This is a genomic window from Pseudomonas sp. IPO3747 (assembly GCF_013385245.1).
Classification (GTDB): Bacteria; Pseudomonadota; Gammaproteobacteria; order Pseudomonadales; family Pseudomonadaceae; genus Aquipseudomonas; species Aquipseudomonas edaphica.
In genome coordinates, this window is record NZ_JACAQL010000001.1 from 146,970 (window position 1) to 172,698 (window position 25,729).

Below are 25,729 nucleotides of genomic sequence, written 5' to 3' on the forward strand. Positions count from 1 at the left end.
TCTCATTGCGGGGCGTGGATTTTGCCATGTTCATGGCACTCGGCGTGAGTTTCCAGGCGCAGGCGCCATACAGTGTTGAAGCGCAGCTCGGTGGCGGACAGCGGCTCGACGTCGATCAAGTAGAACTTCGAGAGGGGAAATTGCATGACGTACAGCAAGGCGGCACGGATCACGAAGGGGTGGGTGACGGCCACGACATGGCCGGCGTGGCTTTCGAGGGATTTGATCCAGTGCCCAACCCGCGTGCAGAGCTGCTCTACCGATTCACCGCCATGGGGTGCGGCGGCGCTGTCGGTCATCCAGGCCGCCAACGCATCGGGGGCCAATTGATCGATGGCCTGGCCTTTCCAGGCGCCGAAATCAACATCACGCAAAGCATTTTCGATCTGCGCGTCGGCACCGAACAGGCCCGCCGTCTGAAGGCTTCTGGCCTCGGGCGCGCTGACTAACCGCGTGGTTTTCTTGAAACGCCCGGCCAGGGATAACGCCGCTCGTTGCCAATCCATCGCGACAGACTCGTCATCGGGAAAACGCCCGCGCTTTTGCAGCGGCGTGACGGCATGGCAAATCAAGGTCAACCGGGTGGCCTGCATCACTCTTCACTCTGTTTCATGGCGCAGTCCGCGGAGACTGGCGAGGTTGTCTCGATATATTACAACACACATGAAACAGGATGCCTCTCGGTACTCAGCAGCCCGTCAATCAAACCACTCCCGCCGCCCTTCAAACGTCCCCACAATCAGCTCCACCACCATCCGCACCGCTTCAGCATCATGCGCCTGTGCATTCACCGCCAGCCACACCTGACGCTGCATGGTCTCGCCCATCAACCCGGGCAACGCCACCAACCCACGGTCGAAGCTGCCCATGTAGTGCGGCAGCAGGCCAATGCACGCGCCGCAACGAATCATCTCCAGCATCAGCGAATAGGCCTGCACTTTCACCACCGCCGCCAAGCGCTGTTCGACCACGCTGTTCCAGGGTTGCAAGGCCTCGACCTGCACATCCGGCTGCCACTGCACCAGCATGTAGTCATCCAGGTCTTCCACACTGTCCGGGCGCGTGGTCAACCGCGAATAGCGCTTGGCGATATGCGGCAAATACTGCAAAAGCGCCAGGCGCCGCGGCGGCTCGGTGGCAAAACTCGGCCCAGGTACCGGCCCGTCGGCATCCGACAGCCATAACACCACGTCCACATCCACCGCCTGCAACGACAATTGGCTGTCGATGGAGATGATCTCCAGACGCACACTGGCATTGCGGCGCAACAACGCGATCAGGTCGCGGCCGAGGATGTCATGCAGGATCGGCTCAGCAACGGCCAGGCGTATCAGCGGCTGTTGCACCATCACCGGCAGGCGCCGCTCGCGAGCCAGGCTCACCAGTTGCGCTTGCAGTTGCAAGCCGTCGCGGCTCAGCGCCAAGCCATTGCCTTGATAGCTGAACAGTGAACGGCGCAGTTGCTCTTCCAACTGCGCCAGGCGCTTGCGCAACAGCGTGGCCTTGATATTCAAACTGCGCGCGGCTTGCATAAAACAGCCACACCGCGCGCTGACCAAAAAGTAGCGCACCACCTCCGGCTCGATCTCCTCTGCCAGGGCCAGCCAGGCGCTGCGCGGCTCGTTTGGCGCGCGATAGGCTGCAGCCCCCTGAGGGCCGGACGGTTCTAAATATGCCATGGGAGACTCCCTGTCGTGTCGGTCGATACATCCAGTGCCAAGCCAGGCCGGTGTTATTCCAGCACCTTGTTCAGCTCGGCACCGTCAATGCTCAAGGTCGCGGTATTGAGCATGCCTTCCAGGTAGGCCTTGGCGATCTGTTCCTGGCGTTGGGCGCGCAAGGCTTGGGTGAGGCGTTCGCGCAGCTCATCTAGGCTGGCGGTGCGTGCCGGTTGCTGGCCGGTCAGTTTGAGCACATGAAAACCGGCCGCGCTTTGCAGCGCATCCGACACCGCGCCGACTTTGAGGCGCGAAACCACGCCACGTACTTCCGGTACCAGTTGCTGCAACGGTTGCAACCCGGAGTCACCGCCTTGTTGAGCGGTGCCAGGGTCCTGGGAATATTGTGTGGCCAGGGCGGCAAATTCAGCCGGTGCAGCCTGGGCCTTGCGGCTCAGTTCCTGGGCCTGGCGGCGCACGCTGTCGAGGTTTTGCGGGTCATTGACGGCGAGGAAAATCTGGCTGACCCGGTACAACGGCGGCGTCACCCATTGGGCCTTGCCGCTGTCGTAGGCCTGCTGCAATTCAGCTGCGCTGGGGTAGTCGGCCGGCACTTGGCTGACCGACAGCATGTAGTCACGGAACACTATCTGCTCAGTGGCGGCGCGGGTCTGCTGCTCCACCTCCGGGCGCTGGCGCCAGCCCTGGGCATCCGCCTGTTCGAGCACGGCTTTTTGCGCCAGGCGTGAACGAATCCAGGCTTCCAGTGCGCCACGGTTGCCGCGCAGTTGTTCGCGGGTTTCAGCCGGCAAGCCGGCCAATACGCGTTGCAGTTCAGGCAGGTCGATCTGCTGGTTACCCAGGCGCGCCACCGCCGGGCCTGCGCCTTCGGTGTTCACGCCCGGCGCCGGCTGCTGAGCGGCGACCGGGTCAGCACCCGGTCGCAGACTCAACCCTACCGCCACGACCAGCAATGTCAGCGCACCGGCGCCGACCAGCAGGGTTGGTTTTTTCACAGGACAGGCGCCTCTTCATCCACTGGCGCAGCGCTAGCCTGGGCCTGCAATTGCGCGGCTTGCTGGCTGTAATCGCGCAGGTACACGATAAATTCCTGCAGCAGTCGGTCCCACAATTCCAGTTGGCTGCGCAGGTGCGCGGCGCCCACGCCGGCCACCACCACGTCCATTTCCATCAGCAAAAATTCACCCTGCAACGACAGGCGGGCAAAGCGCCGCGAGGCGTTCCACACCTCGGCCAGCCCCTTGGGCAGTTCACCTTGTACTCGCAGCGCGCAGCTGTAGGTGAAGTCCACGTAGCTGCCCTGCTCGGCCGCCGCGTTACCAAAACGCACGGCAAAACCGATGCCCTGGCTGGCGCTGAGCAGTTGCACGATGCCGTTCTGTTCGGTCTGGTTGACCCGGTAGCCGGCTTCCTGCAGCAACTCGGTGAGGCTTTGCGGGGTGACGCTGGAGATCAGTTGAACATCGCTCATAGTGTCTCTTCCTTGTTGATCATTGATTAAGGGCGGTGTGCGGAGCATCAAACCGATTAAGGTATAGCTCATCTCCAAAACCCTGGGCCAGTTCCTCGAACTTGACCCGCGCGCTGCTGGCGAACGGCTGGCGGATGCTCATCACCTCGGCCACGTCGATTTTTTCGTAAGCCGCCAGCAGTTGCCGGGCCACGCCGTACATCTGTTGATTCTTGGCTGAACATTGCTGCACTTGTGTGTCACGTTCGCTCAGTTGCGCCTGCAGGCGGGCACGTTCGGTTTCCTTGCCCTTGGCCAAAACCAAGAGTTCGTCATAGGCCTTCTTGAACTTGCCGATCTGTTCATTGCTCGCCGCCACCTGGGCTTGCGCCTGGCTGTGCAGGCTCTGTTGCTGGCCGGCCAATTGTTCGGCCGCACCCCGGGCCTTTTCCAGCTCGGCCGTCAATTGCTTGATCTGCGCCTGGGCTTGCTTGGCCTGTGCTTCGGCGGCGATACGCGCGGCACTGGCCTGGGCCTGCTCGCTTTGCAACGCCTGCAACTGTTGGGTGGTGCTACGCAGTTGAGTGCGCAGGCGCTCCTCCATGCCTTCGGCCGAAGCGCCCGTGGCCACCAGCACCAGCAACAGCCCGCCTAAGATTCGCGTGTTCATGTGGCATCTCCCTGCGCATCAAAAGCGCGTGTTGAGTTCCAGTTGCATCACATCCACTTCAAACGGCGCGCCATACACTTCGGAGGCGCTCAACCAACGGGCGCTGGCGTAAATGTTCTTGTCGATGCCGTAGTTGCCGCCCACGAAATAGCCCTTGGCGTTGGTGCCGCCCAGGTGAAACGAGGAATCATTGAAACCATCCGGCAAGGCGTCGGGCTGGATGTATTTGTAGCCGGCCAACAGGTTCCAGTCGCCGCGCTTGCGCATCTCGAACGCGTTGCCGAGGGTGAACTGCACCATCGCCGCATTGCCGCCGCTTTCAAACTGGCCCTTGCTGTTGATGTTGTTGACGATCTGGCCTTCGCTGCGCTTGAGCATCTCGCCCTTGTCGTAGGCCAGGTTGTGGATGTAGTTGCCTTGGGTGCGCAACTTGAAGTCGCTGGGCAGCTCGGCGTCCCAGGCCAGGTTCAGGTCGAGCACGTCGAACTTGGAGGCCAGGCCCACAAACTGCGGCTGCGGGGTCAACCCAGGTGTGGCCGGGTTGGGGGTGATATCGCGCAGCAGGAACACGCTGTTGCCCTTTTGCATAAAGGCCAAGCGCGAGCCGTCGCTGTCGCAGGCGGGTTGGCCGGCCCACGGCCTGCACGGGCTGGAGCGTTGGCCTTCGATATCGTCGAAGTGGTAGTACGCCATCGCACCCTTGAGGCTGTTGCTGCGGTTGATCTTCCAGTTGGCGCCAACCTGGCCGCCGAACAGCCATTTGGTGTCGCTGTCTTCCTTGTCGAAACCGTTGCTGCTGGACGCGTCGGAGGTGTACTCCACGGGGAATACGCCGAGGGTGCCGAATACGCCCCACTCGCTGTTCAGCGCATGGTTGAAGTTGGCCGCAATACCATCGAAGTTCAGGTCCGGCGAGTACAAAATGTCGGTGGAATAGAACGGGTTGGCGAAACGCCCAGCGGTGAGGGTCACGTCCGGGGTGGCTTTCCAGCTCAGGTAACCCTGGTCGAGCCAGATGTCCTTTTTACCGAAGCCGCCGCCCAGGGTCTGGGTGGTGGACACCGGGTTATTGTCCGAGCCGGTGCCGATGCGGATACCGGCGGTCCACTCCGGCGTAATCAGCGCTTTCATGCCCAGGCGAGCGCGCAGGCGAAACAGGTTTTCGCGGTCTTTATTGGCGTTAAGTAAGGGCGGCAACTTGGTGTTGGTGTCTTTGTTGACGTCATACGGGCCGCTTTCATTGAGCTTGGCGTAGTCGACGATTTCGTTGCTGTTGTTGCCCGAGAAGTAGCGCGACTCGTCACGCAGGCGAATATCGCCGTCGAAGCTGACACGCGACACCCACTCCGGGAAAGTATTGGGCTGCGCCCAGTTTTCCTGCTTGGCGGTGGCCATGACTTCGGCCTTGACCTGGTCACGGATCTGGTCACGCACCGCTTGCGGCACGTACTGCACGCGCACATCACCAGGCGCCGCCGTCGGGCCGCTGGCAACCACCGGCGCAGCAGCGGCTTGCCGGGCCTGCTGGGCTTGTTGTTCGGCCTGGGCGATCAGCCCGTTGGCGGCGTCCTGGGTCAGCACACCTTGCTGCACCAGCAGGCGGATCAGGTTGATCGTGACGTTTTCCGACGGTGCAACCGGGGCAGCCGTCGCTTGGCCAACCAGGGTCGCGATGACCATGCCGACCGCCAGGGTCAGTCGATTCACGGGGGAAATCATGTATACGCAACTCCTGTAAAAACCTGCAAGAAATGGGTGTGATCAATCCGGGCGTCGGCCCTTGAGCGACAGGCGCACCGGCATCGTCACGGCTGCTGGAACGCGTTGTGTGGCATGGGTTGCGCGCAAGGCGGCGAGCACTTGCGCGTCGGTCTCGGCATCGCCGCTGGACTTCACCAGCTCTGCACGCACAACCTCGCCTGCGGCGCTCAGCCACAAATCGGCCTGCACCGCATACGCCTTTTTGCGTAACTCGGGGTCATCCCTCAGCAGCCGTTGAAACAGCCCCGCCAGGTACTGCTTGTAAGTACCGGTGCCCAAGCCGCCGCCACCGGAACCGGCCATGCCGCCGCCCTTGCCGGCGCCGATGTTGAACGCGTCGTTGCCGGACTGCGCATCGCCATCGATCTGCATCGGATTGGCCAAGTCATCGGCGGGCGAAGGCGGTGCTTCTTGCGCCGGCTTGACCTCTTCGGGCTCAGGCGTGGGCACCGGCTCCGGGATTTTTTCTTCAACCTTGGGCTCGGGCTCCTTGGGTTTTTCCGGTGGTGGCGGCGGCGGTGGCGGCAACGGGATAATGGTCGGCACCTTCGGCGCTTCGCGGCGCACGCCACTCATGTCATTGGCCCACTGCCACAGGAACCAGGCCGCCAGGGCGGCCAGCAGCAGGCCAGCGCCCCACTTCAGCGGGCGCAGCAGCTTGTTCTTCACGGGCATGGGCGGGATCGGCATCTGTGCGGTCATGGTTCAACCCTGGCTCGGCTTGCCGGTGACCAGCCCGACCTGGGACAGCTCCAGCCGGCGCAGCAAGTCGAGCACCTCGATCACCTTCTGGTACTGCACCATGGCGTCGCCGCGCACGATCACCGGGAAGTCCGGGTTCTGCGCCTTCTCGATGCGCAGGCGCTCCTCCAGCTCGCCCAGCGTCACCGGGTAGGCGTCGAGAAACACCTGGCCGCCGTCGTTGACGGAGATGGCCTTGGTCTTGGCCTCGGACAGCGACACCGAAGCACTCGCCTTGGGCAAGTGGATCTGGATACCCGACACCTGGGCGGTGGCGGTGAGGATAAACATCACCAGCACCACCATCAGCACGTCCACCAGGGGCGTGATGTTAATAGTGTCGACGGCGGCGTCATCATCATCGTCGTGGGCGGCATTTACGGAAGCCATGCTGATTCTCCTCAGGCCGGAACGGAGGCGTGGTGGCCGCGCGAGTGGGCGGCTTCACTGAACTGGCTCTCGCCGTGCATTTCCGCCAGGCGGGTGATGAACTCGTCGACAAATACGCGCATGTCGGCGCTGACTTCCTTGTTGCGCGTGATCAGGCGGTTGTAGCCAAACAGCGCCGGGATCGCCACGAACAGGCCCATGGCCGTGGCCAGCAAGGCGGCCGCCATGCCGGGGGCGATGGCATTGATGTTCACGTCACCGGCCATGGCCGTGCCGAGGAACACCACCATGATCCCCAGCACCGTACCCAGCAGACCGATGTAAGGGCCGCCGGCGATGGCATTGGAAAGGGTCGACAATTTGGAGCTCAGGGCCTGGTTTTCGCGGGTACGCACGCCGTCCATGGAGCAGCGGATGGCTTCGATGGTGGCCGCCGAAACCGATGAGGTATCTGCGCCCTGGGCACGGCGGGTGCGGATCTCCTTGACCGCCACCAGGTACAGGCGCCAGAGCGAAGAGTGGCCCAGGCGCTCGGCCAGTTGGGCGTCATCGGCATACATTTCCAGGCGGGTGCCGATCTGCGCAAAGTGCTCACGGAAGATCTCGTTGGCACTGCTCACGCGGCCGACCTGACGGTTCTTGCGCAGCATGATGAACCACGACTGAATCATCATCGCCACCAGCACCAGGATGATCACCCAGGCGTCAATCGGCACGGCCTTGAGCAAAAAGCCCAGGCTGCCGAAACCGAAGCCCGACTGTTCTTCATCCACGCCATACGCCACCAGCTTGGATTCGGCGCCCTGGGCGCTCGCATCGGCCAGCAGCAACGCGGCCGGGCGCGACACTTTCGACAGGCGCAACTCATCCATGGCGCCAGCAAACGGCAGGTGCGTACTGCCCGCCTCCGGCACATCGGCACCGATCGCCGTCTGTGTAGTGAAGGCCGGCAGGGCCACGGCCAGGTTCGCGGTTTCGCGGCCATTGACGTACAGCGCGACTTTTTCACCCTCGGCGGTGAACGCCAGGTGTTGCCACTGGCCCGGGTTCAACGGTTGGGTGGAGACCGCGCGCTGGCCGTCGATTTCCACAAACGGCGTGCCTTGGTTCAAGCCCAGCAACAGGCTGTGTGGGCCATCGCGACGGGCCAGGACGATTTGCTCGCCACTGGCCTGGTCCAGGCGCAGCCAGGCACTGAAGGTCAATGCACTGCCGGCGGCGTGTTGCAGGGATGGGCTGGCCGGCAGCATCAGCGGCTGGCCGCCAAACTGCAGGGCGCGGCCGATCACGCCATCGATGCTGGCGCCGGTGGCATTCAGCGCGGTGTTGCTGTAGGCCGTGGTGTCCCGGGCCGGGGTGCCGTTGGCCCCGTCAAAATGGTAGACGCCGGTGTAGTTCGGATCGAAGGTGAGTTGGCCGTTGGCGATGGCCGGGGCTTTCTGATTGCCGTAGTACATCCAGATTTCCTGGCGCTGGCCGCCTTCGACCTTGGGCACGTCGACCCAGATCAGCGCCATGCCCATCAGCGGGTCGAAGCTTTCGACCTGGTGATTGAACACGGTCTTGTCATCGGCGCTGACAAAGCGCAAATCGCTGCCATCGTCCTTCACCCCATCAAAGGTGAAATTACCGGTGTGCAGGCGCACCAGCAGCGCAGTGCGGCCCAGGGCTTGATTGATGGCCGCGCCTTGGGCGGTAGTGTCCACGGTAATCTGTTTGCGGTAGTGCCAATCGTCCTGCCACCAGGCATGGGCGGTGGCCGGGAGCGCGAAGCCCAGGCAGATCAACAGGCTCAGAAATAGGCGTTGCATGGTGAAATCTCCGGGAGAAAGGGTCAGAAAGTCGCCTGCACACTGAAGTGCAGTCGCGAGTCCTGTTTCTGGGTGTTCGGTCCATCGAGCAGCGGGTAGCCCCAGTCCAGGCTGCCGGATAACCATTTGCTCAAACTGGCGCGGGTGCCGAGGCCGACACTGGCCAGGCTGTATTCGTCTTCTTGCTCGGCCAACGGCTTTTGCAGGCGCAGGCGCGCGCCTTCGGCGAACGCGTAGAAGCGCCATTCCTGCACGTAGCTGCCAAGAAACTTGGCCAATGAGGGCGTGCGCATTTCCTGGGAGAACAGGAGGCCCTCGTCCCCCGTGCGCTCTGCCGCCAGGTAGCCGCGCACCGAAGTGGCGCCACCGGCGGAATACTGCTCGTTGGACACCAGCGGCCCGGAGGCCAGTTGGAAACCGCCCTTGGTTGCCGATTGCCAATCACTGGCGAAGGTGTAGGTGTACGTCGTGTCGCCTTTAAGCACCGCAAAACTCGGGCTGGCCTTGTAGCGCTTGTATTCGAATTCCTGGGCATCGCTGCCGTAGCCGAAGAACGCACGGGTGCCGACCACCAGGTTCAGGCCCAGGCTGAGGGCCGATTGCTCGCTGTAGCGATAGCCGTTATAGCCGAAGGTGAACGGCGCATATTTGAGCGGCACCTTGTCGGCATTGCTGCCCAATTTGAGCTGCTCGTCGAAGTCCTTGAAGTCCACGCCGAAGGAGAACGAATTGGCCCAGTTATCACTGGCCGGCAGGTTGTAGATCGCCGACACACCGTAGGAATGGCCTTTGCCCAAGACGTTGCTGCCGCCGATGGTGGCGATGTTGCTGTCGGACTGGTAGCCGGAGAACTGCAAGGTCCAGCGCTCATCCAGCGGCGCGCTGTAGGAACCCGACCAGACCTTGGCATTGCTGCTGTCCTGGGGCGCGGTGAAGTAGGTCAGCGAGATGCTGTGGCCCAGTTGCCAGAGATTGTCGTAGCCCAGGGTCGCCACCGTGCGCAGCTTCTCGGTGTCGGCGCTGTAGTCGTTGTTCAGGCCGATGCTGGCGTGCCAGGGGTTCTGGTCTTCCACTTGCAGGTCCACGTCCATGGTGCCTGGCCGCGCGCCTTCGCGTACCAGCGGCGTGACCTGGCGCCCGACGCCCCGGTTAAGCCCGGCGAGCTGGGTTTGCACACTGGCAAAATCCGGCACCGCGCCTTCCTTGAGCGCCGGCACGTCTTCGCGAATTTCCACCGGCGAATAGTGTTTGGCGCCGACCACGCGCACGCGGCCGACCTTGGTTTCGCTGACTTGCAGGTAGACGATGCCGTCATCGACCTTCTGCTCCGGCAGCTCCACAAACACCGACTGATAGCCACGCGCCTGGTAGATCTTTTGCAGCGCATCGCGAGCGCCTTCGATATCACCGAGGGTCTTTTGCGGGCCCAGGAACGGGTACACTGCTTCCTCGATGGCCGCCGCATCCAGCACGGTATTGCCGCGCACGAAATATTCGTTGACGTCGACCCGCCGCGCTGCGCCCTCCTCCTCGGCCAGCGCGGGTTGGGCCAAGGCCCCCAGCGTCAGGCACAGCGCCAGCGTTGACTTGAACAGATGCTCCACACGGCCCCCTGGTTGTCTAAAAAAGTTGCGCGCCTTCACCGATTGCACGGCGTTCGGCCTGCTCAATTGCTGGTGGTCGAAAGATGGCTGTGCCGGGCCAGCCAGGTGTGCAACAAGGCGAAGTTCAGTGAGAACTCCGGCATGTGCAGCAAGGCGCCACAAAACACTTCACCGATGATTTTCTGGATCAATTGCACCGCCTGCGGGTTGTTCAGCAGGCTGGCGATGTCACGCTGCAGGGCGTGCAGGCTCCACACCTTCTGGGTCAGGTCGAGGCCGACAAACCAGCGAAACAGCAGGTTGTAATTGAGCTGCTCGTGCAGTTGCTGTTCGCTGGGCACCGAATACAGCAGTTGCAGCAACAGGATGTGCACCACGGTGTGCGGCGCGATCAACATGCCCGGCTCGGGCTGGAGCCAGTCGCGGTACTGTTCGAGCACGTCGTCGATCTGCGGGCGCAACAACACCAGCGAATGGCCCGCCGGGATGTAGCTGGAGACTTCCTTCAAAGCGCCTTGCCAATCGTCCTGGGAGACGATCCACACCCACGGCGCGCCGTAGCGGTATACCGAAACCGGCTTCTTGCGCGCGGCTTCGACGATCTTCGACAGGCGCTGATCGAGCTCCTGCATGCCGACTTTCGAATAACGTTCCATAGTTCCCATTGCCCCACTCCTGGCGTCCTGCTGACGGCTTTGGAGGCGACTTTTGATCGCCTGCAGCGCGTTACATAGGCAAGACGGGAGTGGGTGGGGGCTACCGAACTTTTGTCATGAAAGCTTCATTTTGGATTGGTTCGGGGGCAATTTTTGCTGAGAGATTGTAGGGGTGTATATCCGTTATTCAGGTAACGGCGGCTATTGGTTGCGCTCTTACAGCGGGTCACTTTTGCAAGGACCGGAATGCCGGCCCAGCCAAAAGTAACCAAAAGGTCCTCGCCCCAACACTCGGTGCCTCGCTATGGCTCGGCATGCCCGCAATCCGCCAGTGATTTGGGGGGCGATTTCAGATCAAGATCANNCAGCGAAAAGGATGTAAGAGCAACAGCAACAGCAGAGCCACACTCGATCAAAGGTGGGAGCTGGCTTGCCTGCGATGGCATCAACTCTGTGAACCTGATGTACCGAGGTGTCTGCATCGCAGGCAAGCCAGCTCCCACAGAAAAGCAGTTCTTCAGTGTATTCAGATTGGTTACTTTTGGCTGGGCCGGCATTCCGGGCGTTTGCCAAAAGTGACCCGCTGTAAGAGCAGAACCATAGGTCGCCATCACCCAAATAACGGATATACACGCAAAAAAAGGGGCAATCACCGATCGCCCCAAACCTACAACGAGAGGTCCCGCAAAAACCCTTACAAACTAATCTGCCTACGCTCCTCGTCAGTCAACCGCGCCCGCGCCTGTTCACTCAACGGCCCCGCGCCCAACACCTGCACCGGACTGCCGGGGTTATACCCCGAGGTCTTTTGCTGGCCCGCAGGCTGCGGTTCACGCTCCACCGGCTCAGCGCCAAAACCCAACACCTCCACCGTCACGATCGAAGCCCTGCCCTGCTTCGCCGCCGCCTGCTGACTGCGCGCCGCGTCCTCCGCCGCCTGGGACGCCGCCGCCCCCGCCGCACTCGCCGAGGTCATCGCCCCAGTGTTGACCGCCGCCGTCACCGGCACCCCGGACGACTTGCCCTGGGTCTGGATATTGGCCGCGTTCACCACGCGCAACGCCGCAATGTTGACGTTGCCCGAAACACGAATCCCCGCCTCGCCCGCATCAATGGTGCCCGCCGGCGCCAACAGGTCGATATCACCGGCCGGCACTTCGGCAATCGGCGCCAACGTCGCAATACCCGCCCCCGCGCTCGGCACGTTAGGCGACAAAGTCACATTGCCCCAGTTGTCATACACGCGTTTCGGCGGGGTATAGAGCACGGTGGTTTTCGATCCCCGACCGGCGTTGATATCACCGGCATCGGACCACGCCAGAATCGAGCCGCCAAAGGTGGTCATGATGCGGCTCTGGCCCAACAGGATGCTGCCCTGGGCATACAACTGAATATCCCCGGCACCTTGGGTCAGCACCCCGGCAGTCGCCGGCGGCGCAGTCCCTTCAATACCGAACACCTGCTGCCCGCCAGGGCTGAGCATCTGGATATCGCCGCCAAACCGGGTATGCACCCCGGCACCGCCATACAGGGTGATATCGCCGTCATACACGATCGGGTTGCCCGCCACGTCCTTGCTCGGCAACAACCCGTCGATCGCCGCGCGGCTGCGCAAAAAGCTGCCGGAACGCGGGCCTGCGCTCAGGTTGAATTCACGACCGCCCGCGCGCACTTCAGCGAAGTACACCGAGCGCGCAAAAATGCGTTGCTGCTCAGGCCCCAGGCCGGCGAAGTACGCCCGCGCCTGATCGGCATCACCACTGAAGGCATAGCGTTCCTTGAGCCATTGCAGCAGTTCGGTCTCGTAGGTTTTCACCACCTTGCCCGTCTGCCCGGCCAGGGGCACACCGTCGAGCGCTTGGTTGGCGCGGTCCAGGTAAGGCGTGACGAACTTCAGGTAATCCAGGCCGTTAGGCCCTACCCCGGCTTCCAGCACGATAGACGCACCTGGCCGGGAATCCCCCACCGCCACCGGGCCCAGGCTGGTGATGGAGGCTTTGTCTTCCATCAATAGATTACGCCCGGCACTGACTTCCAGGGTGCCGGGGCCGGCGACGTTGAAGCTGCTGTAGGTAATGTCGCGCCCGGCAGACACCACCGAGACATCCTCGGGACGGTTATGCACGAACAGGTTGCCGCGGCTTTCGCCTATGTAGTCGCCGTTGTCAGCAAGCAACGCCGGAAACACCGTGGATGTGCCCAGATACGTGCCTGAGCCGACAATATCGCGCCCCGCTCGCATCCACACCGGACCTGCGGATTCATAGCGGACCTGCCCTTGCCGACCGCTGCTGAACGTGATGATTTCACCACTGCGCAAGCCGACGATATCGCCTTGATTGGCATAAAACCTGGCCGGCTGTGTCTGGGCTGGCGGGCGCGCAAGATCGGTTGGGCTGCGCAAGGCAAACAAGGAAAGATCAGCCTGTATCGCGTCACCGCCCAGGTTGTCGATGACGCGATTGAACCCGTTCCTGCCAACAAAGGCTGGCGCCAAAGGCGTCGCTATGGAACTCAGGCTGTCACCCGACTGGTTGACTGCATAGCCACTGGCGTAGATGGAATCGCCGGCCAACATCGCCAGCCGCCCCTGGCTCGATGGCGCCAGCAATAACGAGTAAACGGGATTATTGGGCAGCGGGCCAACGCCCAACGCGGACGCACCGAGATAGATGCTGCCATTGGCTGCCACCACGCCCAGTTTGGAAGGGAAGATAAAACGCCCATCGGAGCTTGAGTAGTTCTGCCCTTGCAAAGGCGCAAGGATGCCTGACCTGGCAAGCGACATGCTCTGCACGCTAGGCGTCAAACTGCCACCTGCGGAAAAAAGGTCAATGGCCGTGCGATCGGTCCACAGCGAGAACCAGGTGGTCCCATTGCCATAGTCTGTGCCGTTGTAACTGAATGCCTGGGTATTTTCGGTAGAAACACGTCCTGGATCGCCTGTCCCCGCCAGCACCAAGTCACCTCGGGTCGACAGGTTGGCCGTGGCGTCCCCCAACATCAACGTGATACCGCCCGTGGCCGTGCCCAGGCTGGCGGTGTACGGTGAGTAAGCACGGCTGTCCTTGGCATCCTGAGATCCGGGCACTTCACCGTAGTTCAAGGCAATGCCCCCCAGGCTGCCTGCTTGCAGGTTCAATGCACCACGCAGGTTGGTCAGTACGCCGTTGAGGCTGAGCACCTGCGCTTTATAATCGGCTGACAACGTAGCGGATTTATCACGGCTCGCGCGGGCATCCAGCCCGGGGTTCAAATCACCGCCCATGCGCACATCCAGATCACCGCCACCGGTGAGCAGCAATTGCCCGTCGACCACCCGGCCAGTGCTGCCAACAGCCAGCACCAACCCTTCGCTGCGCGGTGCTCTGACTGCACCGGGATCGCCGCGACGAACGAGCATGCCGGCATCGCTGCCCAAGTCCAGGGTCAGGTTGCCACCGCCCAGGGTGCCTACACCTGTGAACCCCACCAGGCGTGGAAGCAGGTTTATCTGTGCGCGGTCTTCGAGTTCGATGTTGGCCCCACTGTCGCTTTTAACGTAAGTACCAAAATTGATCCACCAACTGGCAGGTGTCGGGGTCACACCCGCAGTGTTTCCGGTACCTTGGCGCCACAACCAATTGCCCAGGTTCGCACTGTTGAGTTGAGTGCGACCGTCATTGGGCATGATCGCGTCGGTGAGCGGCGTCCAAACATCGCCTGTCAGGCTACCACCCGTGCGCAACAACAAATTGCCGCCCCCATCGGGATACCAAGCGGCATAGGGGCTGCTTTTATCGACAAGCGCTTCATACGCCTTGGCCGCGCTGCCCAGCACCGTTCCATCCGCTGAGGTGGCGCGAGCGCGATCAAACTCAGCGGCGGCACTGCCTGCACGAGAAGCACTGGAGGCGCCGGCGGTATAAATACCATAGGGCGACTTCATCGCCACATTGCCCGCGGCTATCAAGTCCAGATCCCCGGTGCCGGTGCGCAGCACGCTAAAGTGCTGGCTCACGGGTGAGACCCGTTTCACCGGCCCGATGGTGACCTGCTCAGGTATTGCTGGAATCGGTTCGCCCAGGGAAACGCACAAATCAGGGTCGCAGGTGCCTTCGTCCTGAGGCGATACCGGCTGGCCCGGTACAAAGCCGAAGAGTTCCCCGAGGTCGCTCCATACGTACTTGACGCGAATACACATGTCGGGTTCATCACACAATCCCGACTCGGACTGCGACACTGGAGTCCCTGCCTCGTAACCGAACAGCTCGGCGGCCAAATCACTCCAGTACCATGCCCCACCCGGCCGCGCCGGTTGCGCCGGGATGATGATTTTGTCGTGGGTCTCATAGATTCCGTAGTGCGTGTCGGCCAGGGTCAGGTCGCCGGCGTAGGCTTGCTGGATCGCACGGGTATCAGCCGCCTGGGTATCGGCACCGGACACCAGGCGCAATGACCACGACTGCGAGCCCTCGGCCAGCATCGGTGCCACGGCCCAGTTCTGGCGCGCCGTGGCGCCGGTCACGGTGCGCAACGGTACCGACACCGCACCATTGGGCAACTTGACGTCTGTACCATACGGAATCAGCGCCCCGACCTTGAGGGCCATGTCACCGGCCAGCAACACACCGTCCGTTGCACTGCCCGTCACGCCCCCACGGCTGGGCAGTGGCACGCCCGCCGGCCAGGTCATGGCGCGCAGCGAAGCCGCGCCGGCCAAGACCGTGCCCGCCTCCAGTTGTGTTCCGGCCGCCAGCACCACAGGCTGCTGCAATAAGGTGCCCGCGGCGTACAACAGGTTGCCGCCACTGTCGCGCACCGTCGCGCTCAACACCGTGTTGGCCGGCAGGGTCAGTGGCGCGTCGAGTGTGCCTCGGGTCGGCAGCACAGTGCCTTGGGCCAATGCAGTGGCCTGGATCGGTAACGGGTAATTGAGGGTCTTGCCCGTGGGGAATGCGCTGCCGTTGGCGAGTACCACGCCAGGGCCGGGCACAATCACATCGGCACCGAACCCTTGCAGCCCCGGCGTCAGCACCCAGCCATTATCGTCGGGCGTCTTCGGTGGCGGCGCAAAGCCATCGTTGATGCTGCCGTAGACATCCAGGTTGCCACCGGCACGCACCACCAGGCTGCCCACCTCGCCCGAGCCGTACACCGAAGTCTTCGGCGTGTTGGGGTTGACGCTGGCGTAACGGTAGCCGGAAAGGTCCAGGTCGCCGCTCACCACCAGGTCGCCCTGGGTGACGATCTCCACACCTGGGCGCAAGTGGAACGCCTCGGTATAACGGCTGTTATTCAAGCCCGCGAGCTTGCCCTGCATCAGCCCGGCGTTGTTAAGGGCGTTGTTGATGAAAGCCTCGGCAAGCGCGTGCTTTTGCGTGAGGTAGTTCTGGTCAATCACCTGATACGGTCGGCCACTGGCCGACGGTTCTGTGCCCACCGGCGCATCGCTGTAACGGGCCACCGCGTTGACTGCAATGGCGCGGGCACCCTGGATGTTGACCTGCCCGCTGGCGTCGATGGCCACGTCATTGGCATTGAGCCGCGGTGCGTTCAATTCCAGCGTGCCCCGGGCCACGCCGTCAGAGTGTCCCGGACCACTGCCCGGGGCCGCAGCGGTGCCGTGGCGCAGGTCGATACGCGCGCCATCGGCCAAGGTCAATTGACCATCGCCGCTGTTGAGTTCCACCATCGCCCGGTTCGGCGCATCGATGATCTTGCCGTAGCTGTCGACCCGCAATACGCTGCCGTGCGCATCCAGCAGCGCGCTGCCGGCAAGGGTCAAGCCCTGCTTGCCGGCCAGGCGAATACTGCCGACCCGCTCGCCGCTGGCATCGATGGTGCCCAGCACCGTCAGGCTGCCGTTATCCACCGAGACATTGACTTGATTGGCCTTGAGTTCATCGCCAATCACCAGGTTGCCCTGCTTGAGCTGGAAGCTGCGCGAGCCAACGACCTGGCCCTGGTTCAAGCGCTGGTTCAAGGCGGCAAAGTCCCCTACCTGCTGCGCGCGGATATCCACCCCACCGGCTTTGTACGGCACCAGAGTGCCACCGGCATCGTAATAACCGCTGCTGGCGCCGCGAACCTGCCCTTGCAAGTCGACCTGCCCGGCACCGGCGTCCACCGCCACAGCCTTGAGCAAGCCGCCCTGATTGAATTGCGCAGACACGTCGATCAACGCGCCTGTCGCCTGGCGAATGTTGCCATGACGGCTTTCCAGGCTGACATCACCGCCCCAGCTGTATTTACTCACATCGCTGATTTGCACTTTGCGCCCACTGAGGTCCAGGCGTGAAGCCGCGCCAAGGGTCAGTTCTTCATCGGCGCTGAGGGTGAGCTTGCCGCTCGGCAGCACCACCGAGGTATCCAGCGCCACGCTGCGACCGGACAGCAGCAGCTCGGCGCCCAAGGCGTCGATGGCCGCCGCCTCTGCCGGCGCTGTGCCGCTGGCCGGGGCCCGCACAGTCAACGCGCCACCGACAGTGATGCGATTGACCGAGCCGGCTTCGCCGGTCAACAACGGCGTGCTGATGTTCAGGTTGCCGCCACTGTAGGCGAAGCCTTTGCCGGCCTCGTACGCACCCTGGGCCTGATGTACCGTCAGGCTGCCTTTGTGGTTGGCCGTGATACGTTCGCTGGCGTTGAGGTTGACCGTGGCAAAGCCCAGCGTCATGCGGCCATTGTTGGCCAGGCTGTCGGGCTGGGCATCGCGGCCATAACCGAACGCGATGCGCCGGGCCTGCAACGCCAGGGTGCCGCTGCCGGTACCCGCCCCATTGCTGATCACGGCTGGCGGTGTGCTGGTGGCGCCACCCCATACCAGGGTGCCGGTCTGGATCAGCGCCACATCACTGGCGCTGCCGTACCCATAGATCGCAGGCGTGGTCAGCAGCAGCTCATCGAGCAGCGACTTACCCGAACTGTCGAGGGTGCTCAGCGTGGTGTTGCCATAAAAATTCAACGATTGCCCGGCGGTCAGCGCCAGGCTTTGCAAGGCCGGTGCACCGCTGGAAGCATCGCCGCGCAGCAGGCGGTCCAGCACCTGCTGGTTGAGGGTCAGGCCCGACGGCAGCACACCCCGCGCAGCGGCGTCGGCCAGCGCTTGGGCACTGCCGACGTTGATCCCACCCACCGCCAGGGCCAGATGGCGGGTGCCATAGCGCACGCTGTCACTCAAGGCAAACCGGTTGGTGGTGGCAAAGGCTATCGAGCCTTCGGAATAGAGTGATGCGTCGCCGCTGCAGGCACTCAGGCTGCATTGGCCGATAAGAATGCTGCCCGGCCCACTGGGGCCGTCACCGTTTACCGGCGCCAGCATCTGCAAACGTCCATTGGAGACTGCCAACACGCTGCGGGTGCCCGGCCGGTAGATAAAACCATCATCGGAGTCATAGGCGGCCTTGCCGCGCCCCAAGGTATTGATCGACGCACCTTGCTCGATTTCAATCGCGCCCGATGACCTGCCCGACACCAGGAACACTTCCGGCGCCGCCAGGGTCGCGTCCTGGCGCACAACCACCGAGCTCGCGGTGATGGCTGCCAGGTCGGACCTGACGAAGTTGCCACCTTGGCCATACACCACCGTCAGTTCACCGCCCACCACCAAACGGGCAGCCCCCAAGGCATTCAAGTCGCTGGCCCGCACCGACGCCATCAATGCAGCGCTACTGGCCGTTGCGGTGTCAGAAACCACTTCTATGTCGCCACTGGACAGCACCGCAACAGTGGCGCCAAAACCGCCCTGTGCGGATTTGAAGCGCCCCTCACCATCAAAGCTGAACCCCAGGTCTTTTTGACCGCCCACCAGTCGCAATCTCAGGGTTTTGGCATCGGCTTCAAGCGCAGCACGTGGCACACCCAGGCGTGCCGCATCCGCGCGAATAAAGTCTGCGTAAGCGGTTTCGTTGTACTGGGAATAACGGCGCAATACCTCAGCCGGAGTGACAATCAACTGGCTCGATAAACTGTCACGAATGTGAGTACCGGCAACCGACAGCAAGCCTTCGGTTGACCAGGAACCGTTATTCATGGCCGCGGCGCTGTGCATCGCGCCGCTGGCGAACGGCGCGGCCAAGCCGTTGATCTCCAACCGAAACGCCCCTGGCAACAGGGCGTAAGTGGACGGCAGCAAGGTGTAGGTCCCCTGTGGCAGGCCAGGCACACCCGCACCGATATTGATTTGCTGGCCGACCAGAGGCTGGGTCGCGCCCGCTTCGCCGCCGCTCGGCGCTACCCAGGGCTGGCTGCCGGGGACAATCGCATAGATGGGGTTGGTGGCCAGGCCCGGTAAGGAAAAGCGTCCGTCCGCTCCGATTTGCACCAAGGGGTTGTAGCGCGCATCCGTGGAACCGCCGCGCCCGGAAACGAATGCCGCGCCAAGCAATTGGCCGCCACCGGAAAGGTCCAGCACTGCGTCCCGTTGCACATTCAGCGAGCCGCCCGCCAGTTGCACACCCACCGCCGCATTACCTGTACTGCGGGTGCCGCCAACGCCCAACAACTCTACCTGCTTGCCGTCGTAGCGCCACGTCACGCCGTCGACTGTTCCACCATAAGGCAGCACCAGGCCACCTGCGCTGACAGAGGTCAGGCTGCCCGGCAACAGATTGATCACTTTGGTAGCGCGCGTAATACCACCGTCCACACCCAAGCTGAGACTGCCCATAGGCGCGCGAAGCACACCGCCTTGCTCGATGGTCGAGGCGTTCAGCGATAGGCTGCCGAACACTGAGTAAGGCAGCGCCGGGTCCGTACTGCGCACCCGGCCAATGCGCAACGTACGCGCCGGGTCAAATTCACCGCCGGTGTTACCTGCCGTCACCTCGGCAACGGCCCCGGTCGCCGGGTAAATCTGCGCGGCGATCAGGTTCAGGTCGGCTTGGGTGGTCAGGGCGGTTTGGGTTTTGTCGGCGCTTCGGGCCAGAAAGCGCATATCCCCCTGGCTGACCAAATGAGCCTGGTCAAAGGCCCGCCGGTCAATACCGTTGGCCAACGCTTTGGAGCGCTCGGCATGGGCGCCGAAATTGACGCTATCACGCACATCCAGCACGTTCGACGCTTCGACGCTCAACAGGCCAGCCGTACCTTGAGTGGAAACGCCGCCCTGGACCGTCGGGCGCACCAGGCTGTCGGTGGCGCTGTTGTTGTTGCCCACCCCGGCAAGGCGCACATAGGGTGCGGTCAAAAACACCTGAGACGGCTTCGCGGCGCTATCGGTCAAAGCCATGGCCCCTGAATACAGGCTCAGGCTCTGCCCCAGACGCAAGGACACATCACCGTCAAAGCTGATCAGGCCGTTGCTCAGCAGCGACAGGTTGTCGAAACCGCCGGCGCTGACCTGGTTGGCCGTCAGCCGTCCGTACCCGTAGGTCAAGCCGCCCGCCACCGCTTCGGGCGTACTGCCGATCGGTAAAGGCGCGCCTGAATCGGCGGCACTGACGATCAATTCACGCGCCTGGCGCACACGGGCAGCGGCGGTATCGAGGTACAACGGCGCTTCCAGGGCCACGTTCAGGCTGCCACCCGCCGCACCGGCGCCGCCGCTGTTGGCGCTAAGCGTGCCGTCCAGATAAAGGCCATTGTTGGAAGCCAGGGAGATGGTGCCGCCACGGCTGGCGACCACTGTGGGGCCGGCACCGGACATGTCCAGTAGCGCCTGGCTACCAGAGGCGTCCAGGCGTGCGCCTTCGCGCACCACCACAAACAGGTTGGCCGCGCTGGCGATTCCGGTGGCCGGGTCGATCAGCCCGCCAATCACGATAGTGCCGCCCTGGCCCACCACGCCGTAGCGCCGCCCCAGGCTGTCGACAGCCGTGGCTGCGCGTGCGGCCACGTCCAGCACGGCGTGTTCGCCGACCCAGATCGAACGGTCGTGACCTTTGGCCTCAACACCATCGGCCACCGTGGGCTGCACGCTGACGCCACCCAGGGTGATAGTGCCGCCCCAGGCATTCAACGTGCCGTCCACGGTCAACTGGCCAATGCTGCGCACGCCGATGGACTGGCCCGGATCCACGTTGATCACCGCACCCTGGCCAATGCGCGCCTGCACCGCAGCCATCTGCGCCGCAGTGGACAATGCGGTACCTGCTTGCAAGCTCAGGCTCGCGCCTTTGCGCAGGGTCAACTGGCCCTTGGTGGGGGTTTCGCGGTATTGCGGCGGCGTCCAGATTTGCAATGCGCTGCGCGGGTCGGCGCCGCTCACCAGGTTTTGCGCGGTGTCATTGAGGCGGTAAACCGGCGCAGTCACGTCGACCTGAGTACCGTCGGCCACTAACAAACCTTCGTTGCCGGTGATGTCGTAGGCACCAAAGCCTTTGTTGAAGAACCCGCTGTCGAGTTGCAGCGTGCCCGCCTGGGGCGCGGCCGGCTGATCACTGATCAGCACCTTGCCGGCCTGCACACTCAAGCGCCCGCCGCCACTGACGCCATAGCCGAGCAACTCGCCGTTGAGGGCCAGGTTGCCGCGGCTGTCTGCACTGTTGGCGTTGGCCGCAAGCGTGACGTCGCCGCCCTTGCCACCGATCAGCTGGTTCCTGGCATCCAGGGCCGCGCCGGAAGACACGTCCACCCGGCTGCCGGCTGCCAGGCTCACATCGCCACTGCTGCGCAAGGCCACGTTGCCGCCGTTGAGGTAAGGCAACCGGCTGCTGTCGCTCACACTGAGCAACTGGTTGCTCCACAGACCGCTGGTATCCAGCGACACGCCAGCATTGACAACCAAGCTGCCGCGACCACCAAGGGTCACGTCGTTCTTGCCGGTCGGCGTAATCTGCGCCTGCACGTTGCCCAGCTGCAGGCTGCCGGAATGCGCGGTGAGGTTGGCATTGACCTCGATCCTGGGACCAAACAAGGTGATGTCACCGGCGGGCTCCACCTCCAGTGCGCCATTGACCAGAATCGAGCCGGTGCTGGCGACCTTGATCGATCCCAGTTTCGTCGCGCTCAACGCCTCACTGTCCAGATACAACGTCGACACTCGATCAGCCGGCAGTGCGCTGTTCAAGTCCAACCCGGCCGCGACGGCAGCGGCCCTTGGCCCCAGCACCACGTTCTTCGCCGTGTTGGCGTCCGCGCCCAAGGCATACTGCAACTGGGCACTGTCCTTGACGTAGTACGGCACATAGCTGCCCACCACCAGGGCGGCGCCACGGGCCACGGCTTTTTGCGATTGCAGGTAACCGTCCAGGCCTTTTTGCGCAGCCTGGGTCTGGCGCTCACCCTGGTAGGTGTCGCCGACAATTTGCCCTTCCAGCACGGCGCCGGCAGTACTGACGACCAGGCGCCCGGCATCGCGCCCGACGGTATAGCCGGCTTCGCTGCGCTCGCGCGGGGCGATCAGCGGGTTGTAGTAATAGTCGGTCACGCCCCAGCGCTGGCTGTGGTCTTCGTAACCCTTGTAGATCCCGGTATAAAGCAAATCCCCCGGCGCACTGGACAGCTCGTACAAGCGTCCATCAGGGCCTTTGAGCCAGGTTTGCTGGATCTTGCCGGCCTGCACATCAAGGGTGCCGCCCGACAGGTTGATCTGCGAACCCTGCCGGGTCACCACGTCCTTGCCGCTGAACGTCACGGTGCCACCCTGGGCCATCCATTCGCCAATGCCGTGGTTGCGCGTGCCCAGATAGCCGCCCACTTCCAGCAGGCCGCCCGCGGTGTACCAGCGGTCGGTGGCATAGCCATTGGTGCCGGCCGGGACAAAAATCAGGTCGCGGACATCCACCCACACATCGTTGTTGTTCAGCGCTTTGCCGTCACGGTTGACCGCCGCATCGCGCTGCTCGTTACCCTGGATATTGACCTTGACGCTGTTGGACTCCATCGCCAACTTGACCCCGATGGCGCCGGACACGTCGATCACTGCGCCGTCACGCAGCAAGGTGCGCTGCGCGGCCTTGACGCCGACCTGGCCACCCGTTGCCAGCGTCAGGGAGCCGCTGCGAAAGTCCACCGTGCCGTCGCTGGTGATTTCCACCAGGGATTGGTCGCGGCGGTACAGGTCAGCCGGCACGACGTTACCGGCCTGGTCAGCCGCCGGGGTGATCAACCCGGCGCGCTGGCTGTCGAGGGCGTTGCTGCTGTCGAGCACAATGGCGCTGAGGCTGCCCTCGCCCAGGCTTACGCTGGCGTTGCTGCCGGTGCCCTTCAAATGCACGGTGCCACGTGCTTCCACCGAGGAGCTTGAAAGCACCCCGCCGTTTTGCAGCACCTGCTGGCCGGTCAGGGTGATGTCCCCCGTAGAGGCCTGGATCAACCCCGTGTTGCTGGCCTTGCCACTGCCGGTGACGCTGACTTCGTTGCCGCGTGTAGTGGAGGTGACATTGCCGTCGGTGCTGTAGCCCTTCTTAATCACAAAACTGTCGCCCGCCGCCAGCACAGTCTGGCCGCGCGCGGTGGAAATGCTCCCGGCGTTTGCCACCTCTTTGCCCAGCAACAGCACATAACCGCCACCCGCCGTCGATGTCGCGGGCACCTGGGTCTGGATCTGCGCGCCGCGTTCGACGGTCACATTGCCGGCGGCCTGGGCAAAACTCGGCGCGCTGTTGCTGGCGCTGTACAGGCCCCTGGCGGTGAATTGCTCATCGCTGAACCCGGTGGCTGCCGCCACCAGGTTGCGCACATTGACCTGGCTGCTGCCGCTGAACACCACGCCGTTGCCGTTGACGATCATCACCGTGCCGTCGGCCTTGATCGCCCCCTGGATCTGGCTAGGCGCGGTGCTGTTATTGATCTTGTTGAGCACCGCCCAATCGCTGTTCTGCTGGAACTGCACGGTGGTGTCGCGGCCCACGTTGAAGGTTTGCCAATTGAGGATCGCCTTGTCGGCCGTCTGCTTGATCGACACCAGCGTCTTGCCGTTGGCATCGGTCTGCACCGGCCCTTCGGCGTTGACGAACAGCGGCTTGCCATCTGCGCCAATCACCACATTCAAGCCATTACCACCCAGGCCGTTGTGGATGCTCTGCGGCGCCGCGCCCGCGCTGCTTCTGGCAGCGGCCTGCACGGCCTGTTGCGCGGCAATCGCGGCGACGCTGGTATTGAGGTTCTGCAAGGAGCGCTGCAACTGCTCGTTGCCGCGCTGTTGCTGGGACAACGGCGGCGGCGTTCCCGGCATCACCACACCCGGTCGTGCGCTGCCGGCCGTTTGCGCTGCGCCCTTGGCCGAAAACCAGCCCGAACTGAACGCCTGAGGCTGCGCCGCGTGGGCACCACCGGCAAACACCAGCAGCGCAATGACCTGGGCCAGGGGTTTGAGCAGCAACACTTGACCTGAGGTGGCAGGCACCTTGTCGGCACGGGTAGCAGGCAGCTTCAGTCGGGAACGCATCACTTACAGGTCCTTTTGACGGGGCAGGCGAACGACGGGCACGCAAACACTGCGCGGCCACGTGTCGGGGTTATTGCTTAAGGCAGTTGCCGGGGGGCGCGACCGAACTGTTGTCACACAATGTTCACGCAGTGCGGTTCAACTGGCTGGTTGGGCGAGGAAACGACAAAACCGGCAATGACGCGAAGTCATTGCCGGTTGTGGGGCAAACCCTGTCGAGACGGGGCTTACTGCGGACGGCCAATACCGTTGCAGGTGTTGGTGTCGCCCAGGCGCAGGGCGCTGGTGGTGGCGTAGAAGTTGTCGTGGACAGCTTTCTGCCAAGTAGCGGACAACGGGATGAACGAGTGGCTGCTGGTGGTTGCGTTGTTCAAACCGGTGTAGTGACGGTTCAAGAACACACGGATACGCGCGGTGTCAGTGGTGTCTTTGTAGCACTGGCTGAAGACCAGGTTGGTGTAGCCCACAATGGGGTAGCCTGCGGTAGGGTTAGGAAACGTAGGGACCCAGTTCAAAGGATTTTTGGCTTCGTCGCTGCCAAGAACCGGAGGTACAACACCGTCAAGGCTGGCTTGAACGTTGACTTCAGTCGGCAGGAAACCGTTGACCGAAGCAACAGCGGCAGCGCTGTTGAACTGTGCATAGTCAGGGCTGACGTAACCGATGGCACCGTTGTTGTTGGTAATGGCAGTGGCAACACCTTGACTGCCGGTGACCGCGATGTAGCTTGAGCCGGCCGGAGCGCTGGTGGCTGGGTCAAAACCGATGGCGGTGACGAAGCTGTTGCTGACAGCCGGCACCGAAGCAGGTTTTACCGCCTTGAGGTGGTTGGTCAAGATCTCGGTAGTGCCGCTGGTTTCCTGGCGATAGACCACTTTAATCTGCAGGTTTGGACCCGCAGCCCCGTTGAATAGCACCTGGTTCCAGTTAGTGATTTTGCCGGCAAAGATATCAGCCAACTGGCCACTGCTGAGCTGCAGCGATGTCTTGCCGTCGATGTGGTAAGGCACTGTCACCGACGTGGCCTCGGCCGGGATTTGAATCAACGGGCCGTAGGCGGCACGGCCGTTCACGGCGTCAGCATTATAAGCCGCCAGTTCCGCAACGCTAACGATCGAGTCACTGCCCGCATAGTCAACGGTGATGCCGGCAGCCAGTTTCAGCTTGGTCGAATCATTACCGAAGAAGGCCTTTTTGCCGTCGCCGCTGCCTACACCGATATAGGGGTTAAAACCAGGGACGGTGGCAGAGAGGATGCCGGTAGCCGTGGTCGAAGTGGCCGTGCTGCCGTAGAGTTTTTCCGGCAGGGTGGCACCGCCACCGACCACTGCGGCCATGGATTGGGCGGAAGCCAGTGCTGCAACTACCAAAGAGGCTGCGATCATAGTGCGCTTAAACATGAAGAATCTCCTTTCGTCGTGTTTGTACGTTTGGGTAGAGGGCTCTTGCATGACGCTATGGCTTCGGTCCCGGGCCGTGTTCCGGGGGTGGCTGGGGTTGAGGCCATGGGTAGGCAATTTCGCAGCATCCGATGACAGCAAAAGGAAAAAACCTCGGGAGGAAGCGCTTGATTTTACGAAAGATTCTCGGGTGTTTCGGTCATGCTTTTGAGCGGTTTGGGGGCAAGTGACAGCGGGGTTTCAGCGGGGTTTTGC

The 25,729-nt window shown here is 62.8% G+C and carries 13 protein-coding genes; all 13 read right to left on the reverse strand.

The window, feature by feature from the left end:
• Positions 1–2: 2 nt before the first annotated feature.
• On the reverse strand, positions 3–593 hold the full coding sequence (locus HX790_RS00525) for a histidine phosphatase family protein (RefSeq protein ID WP_169986458.1): 591 nt from the start codon (positions 591–593) through the stop codon (positions 3–5).
• A gap of 105 nt (positions 594–698) precedes the next feature.
• Complete coding sequence (locus HX790_RS00530) at positions 699–1,679, reverse strand: LysR family transcriptional regulator (protein ID WP_017139638.1); 981 nt, start codon at positions 1,677–1,679, stop codon at positions 699–701.
• Between the two features lie 53 nt (positions 1,680–1,732).
• On the reverse strand, positions 1,733–2,674 hold the full coding sequence (locus tag HX790_RS00535; protein ID WP_176991098.1) for a peptidylprolyl isomerase: 942 nt from the start codon (positions 2,672–2,674) through the stop codon (positions 1,733–1,735).
• Entirely contained in the window at positions 2,671–3,150 is a 480-nt protein-coding gene (locus tag HX790_RS00540; RefSeq protein ID WP_170039719.1) for a YbjN domain-containing protein, read from the reverse strand. The genes HX790_RS00535 and HX790_RS00540 overlap by 4 nt, the downstream gene beginning before the upstream one ends.
• 19 nt (positions 3,151–3,169) lie before the next feature.
• Complete coding sequence (locus HX790_RS00545) at positions 3,170–3,799, reverse strand: DNA repair protein (protein ID WP_169986393.1); 630 nt, start codon at positions 3,797–3,799, stop codon at positions 3,170–3,172.
• Between the two features lie 18 nt (positions 3,800–3,817).
• Positions 3,818–5,518 (reverse strand): putative porin, encoded by a 1,701-nt coding sequence (locus HX790_RS00550; protein WP_169986395.1) that lies wholly within the window; start codon positions 5,516–5,518, stop codon positions 3,818–3,820.
• 42 nt (positions 5,519–5,560) lie between these two features.
• The gene (locus HX790_RS00555) at positions 5,561–6,262 is read right to left on the reverse strand and encodes an energy transducer TonB (RefSeq protein WP_176991099.1); all 702 of its coding nucleotides are present in this window, start codon (positions 6,260–6,262) and stop codon (positions 5,561–5,563) included.
• A gap of 3 nt (positions 6,263–6,265) precedes the next feature.
• Positions 6,266–6,691, reverse strand: coding sequence for a biopolymer transporter ExbD (locus HX790_RS00560; protein ID WP_017139644.1), 426 nt, complete (start codon positions 6,689–6,691; stop codon positions 6,266–6,268).
• 11 nt (positions 6,692–6,702) lie between these two features.
• Positions 6,703–8,502, reverse strand: a complete 1,800-nt coding sequence (locus tag HX790_RS00565; protein WP_176991100.1) for a DUF2341 domain-containing protein — start codon at positions 8,500–8,502, stop codon at positions 6,703–6,705.
• 23 nt (positions 8,503–8,525) lie between these two features.
• On the reverse strand, positions 8,526–10,106 hold the full coding sequence (locus HX790_RS00570; RefSeq protein WP_017139646.1) for a ShlB/FhaC/HecB family hemolysin secretion/activation protein: 1,581 nt from the start codon (positions 10,104–10,106) through the stop codon (positions 8,526–8,528).
• 62 nt (positions 10,107–10,168) lie between these two features.
• Entirely contained in the window at positions 10,169–10,762 is a 594-nt protein-coding gene (locus HX790_RS00575; protein WP_017139647.1) for a transposase, read from the reverse strand.
• A gap of 694 nt (positions 10,763–11,456) precedes the next feature.
• Positions 11,457–24,074 (reverse strand): filamentous haemagglutinin family protein, encoded by a 12,618-nt coding sequence (locus HX790_RS00580; RefSeq protein ID WP_176991101.1) that lies wholly within the window; start codon positions 24,072–24,074, stop codon positions 11,457–11,459.
• 227 nt (positions 24,075–24,301) lie between these two features.
• Positions 24,302–25,474 (reverse strand): substrate-binding domain-containing protein, encoded by a 1,173-nt coding sequence (locus HX790_RS00585; protein ID WP_017139649.1) that lies wholly within the window; start codon positions 25,472–25,474, stop codon positions 24,302–24,304.
• Between the last annotated feature and the right edge of the window lie 255 nt (positions 25,475–25,729).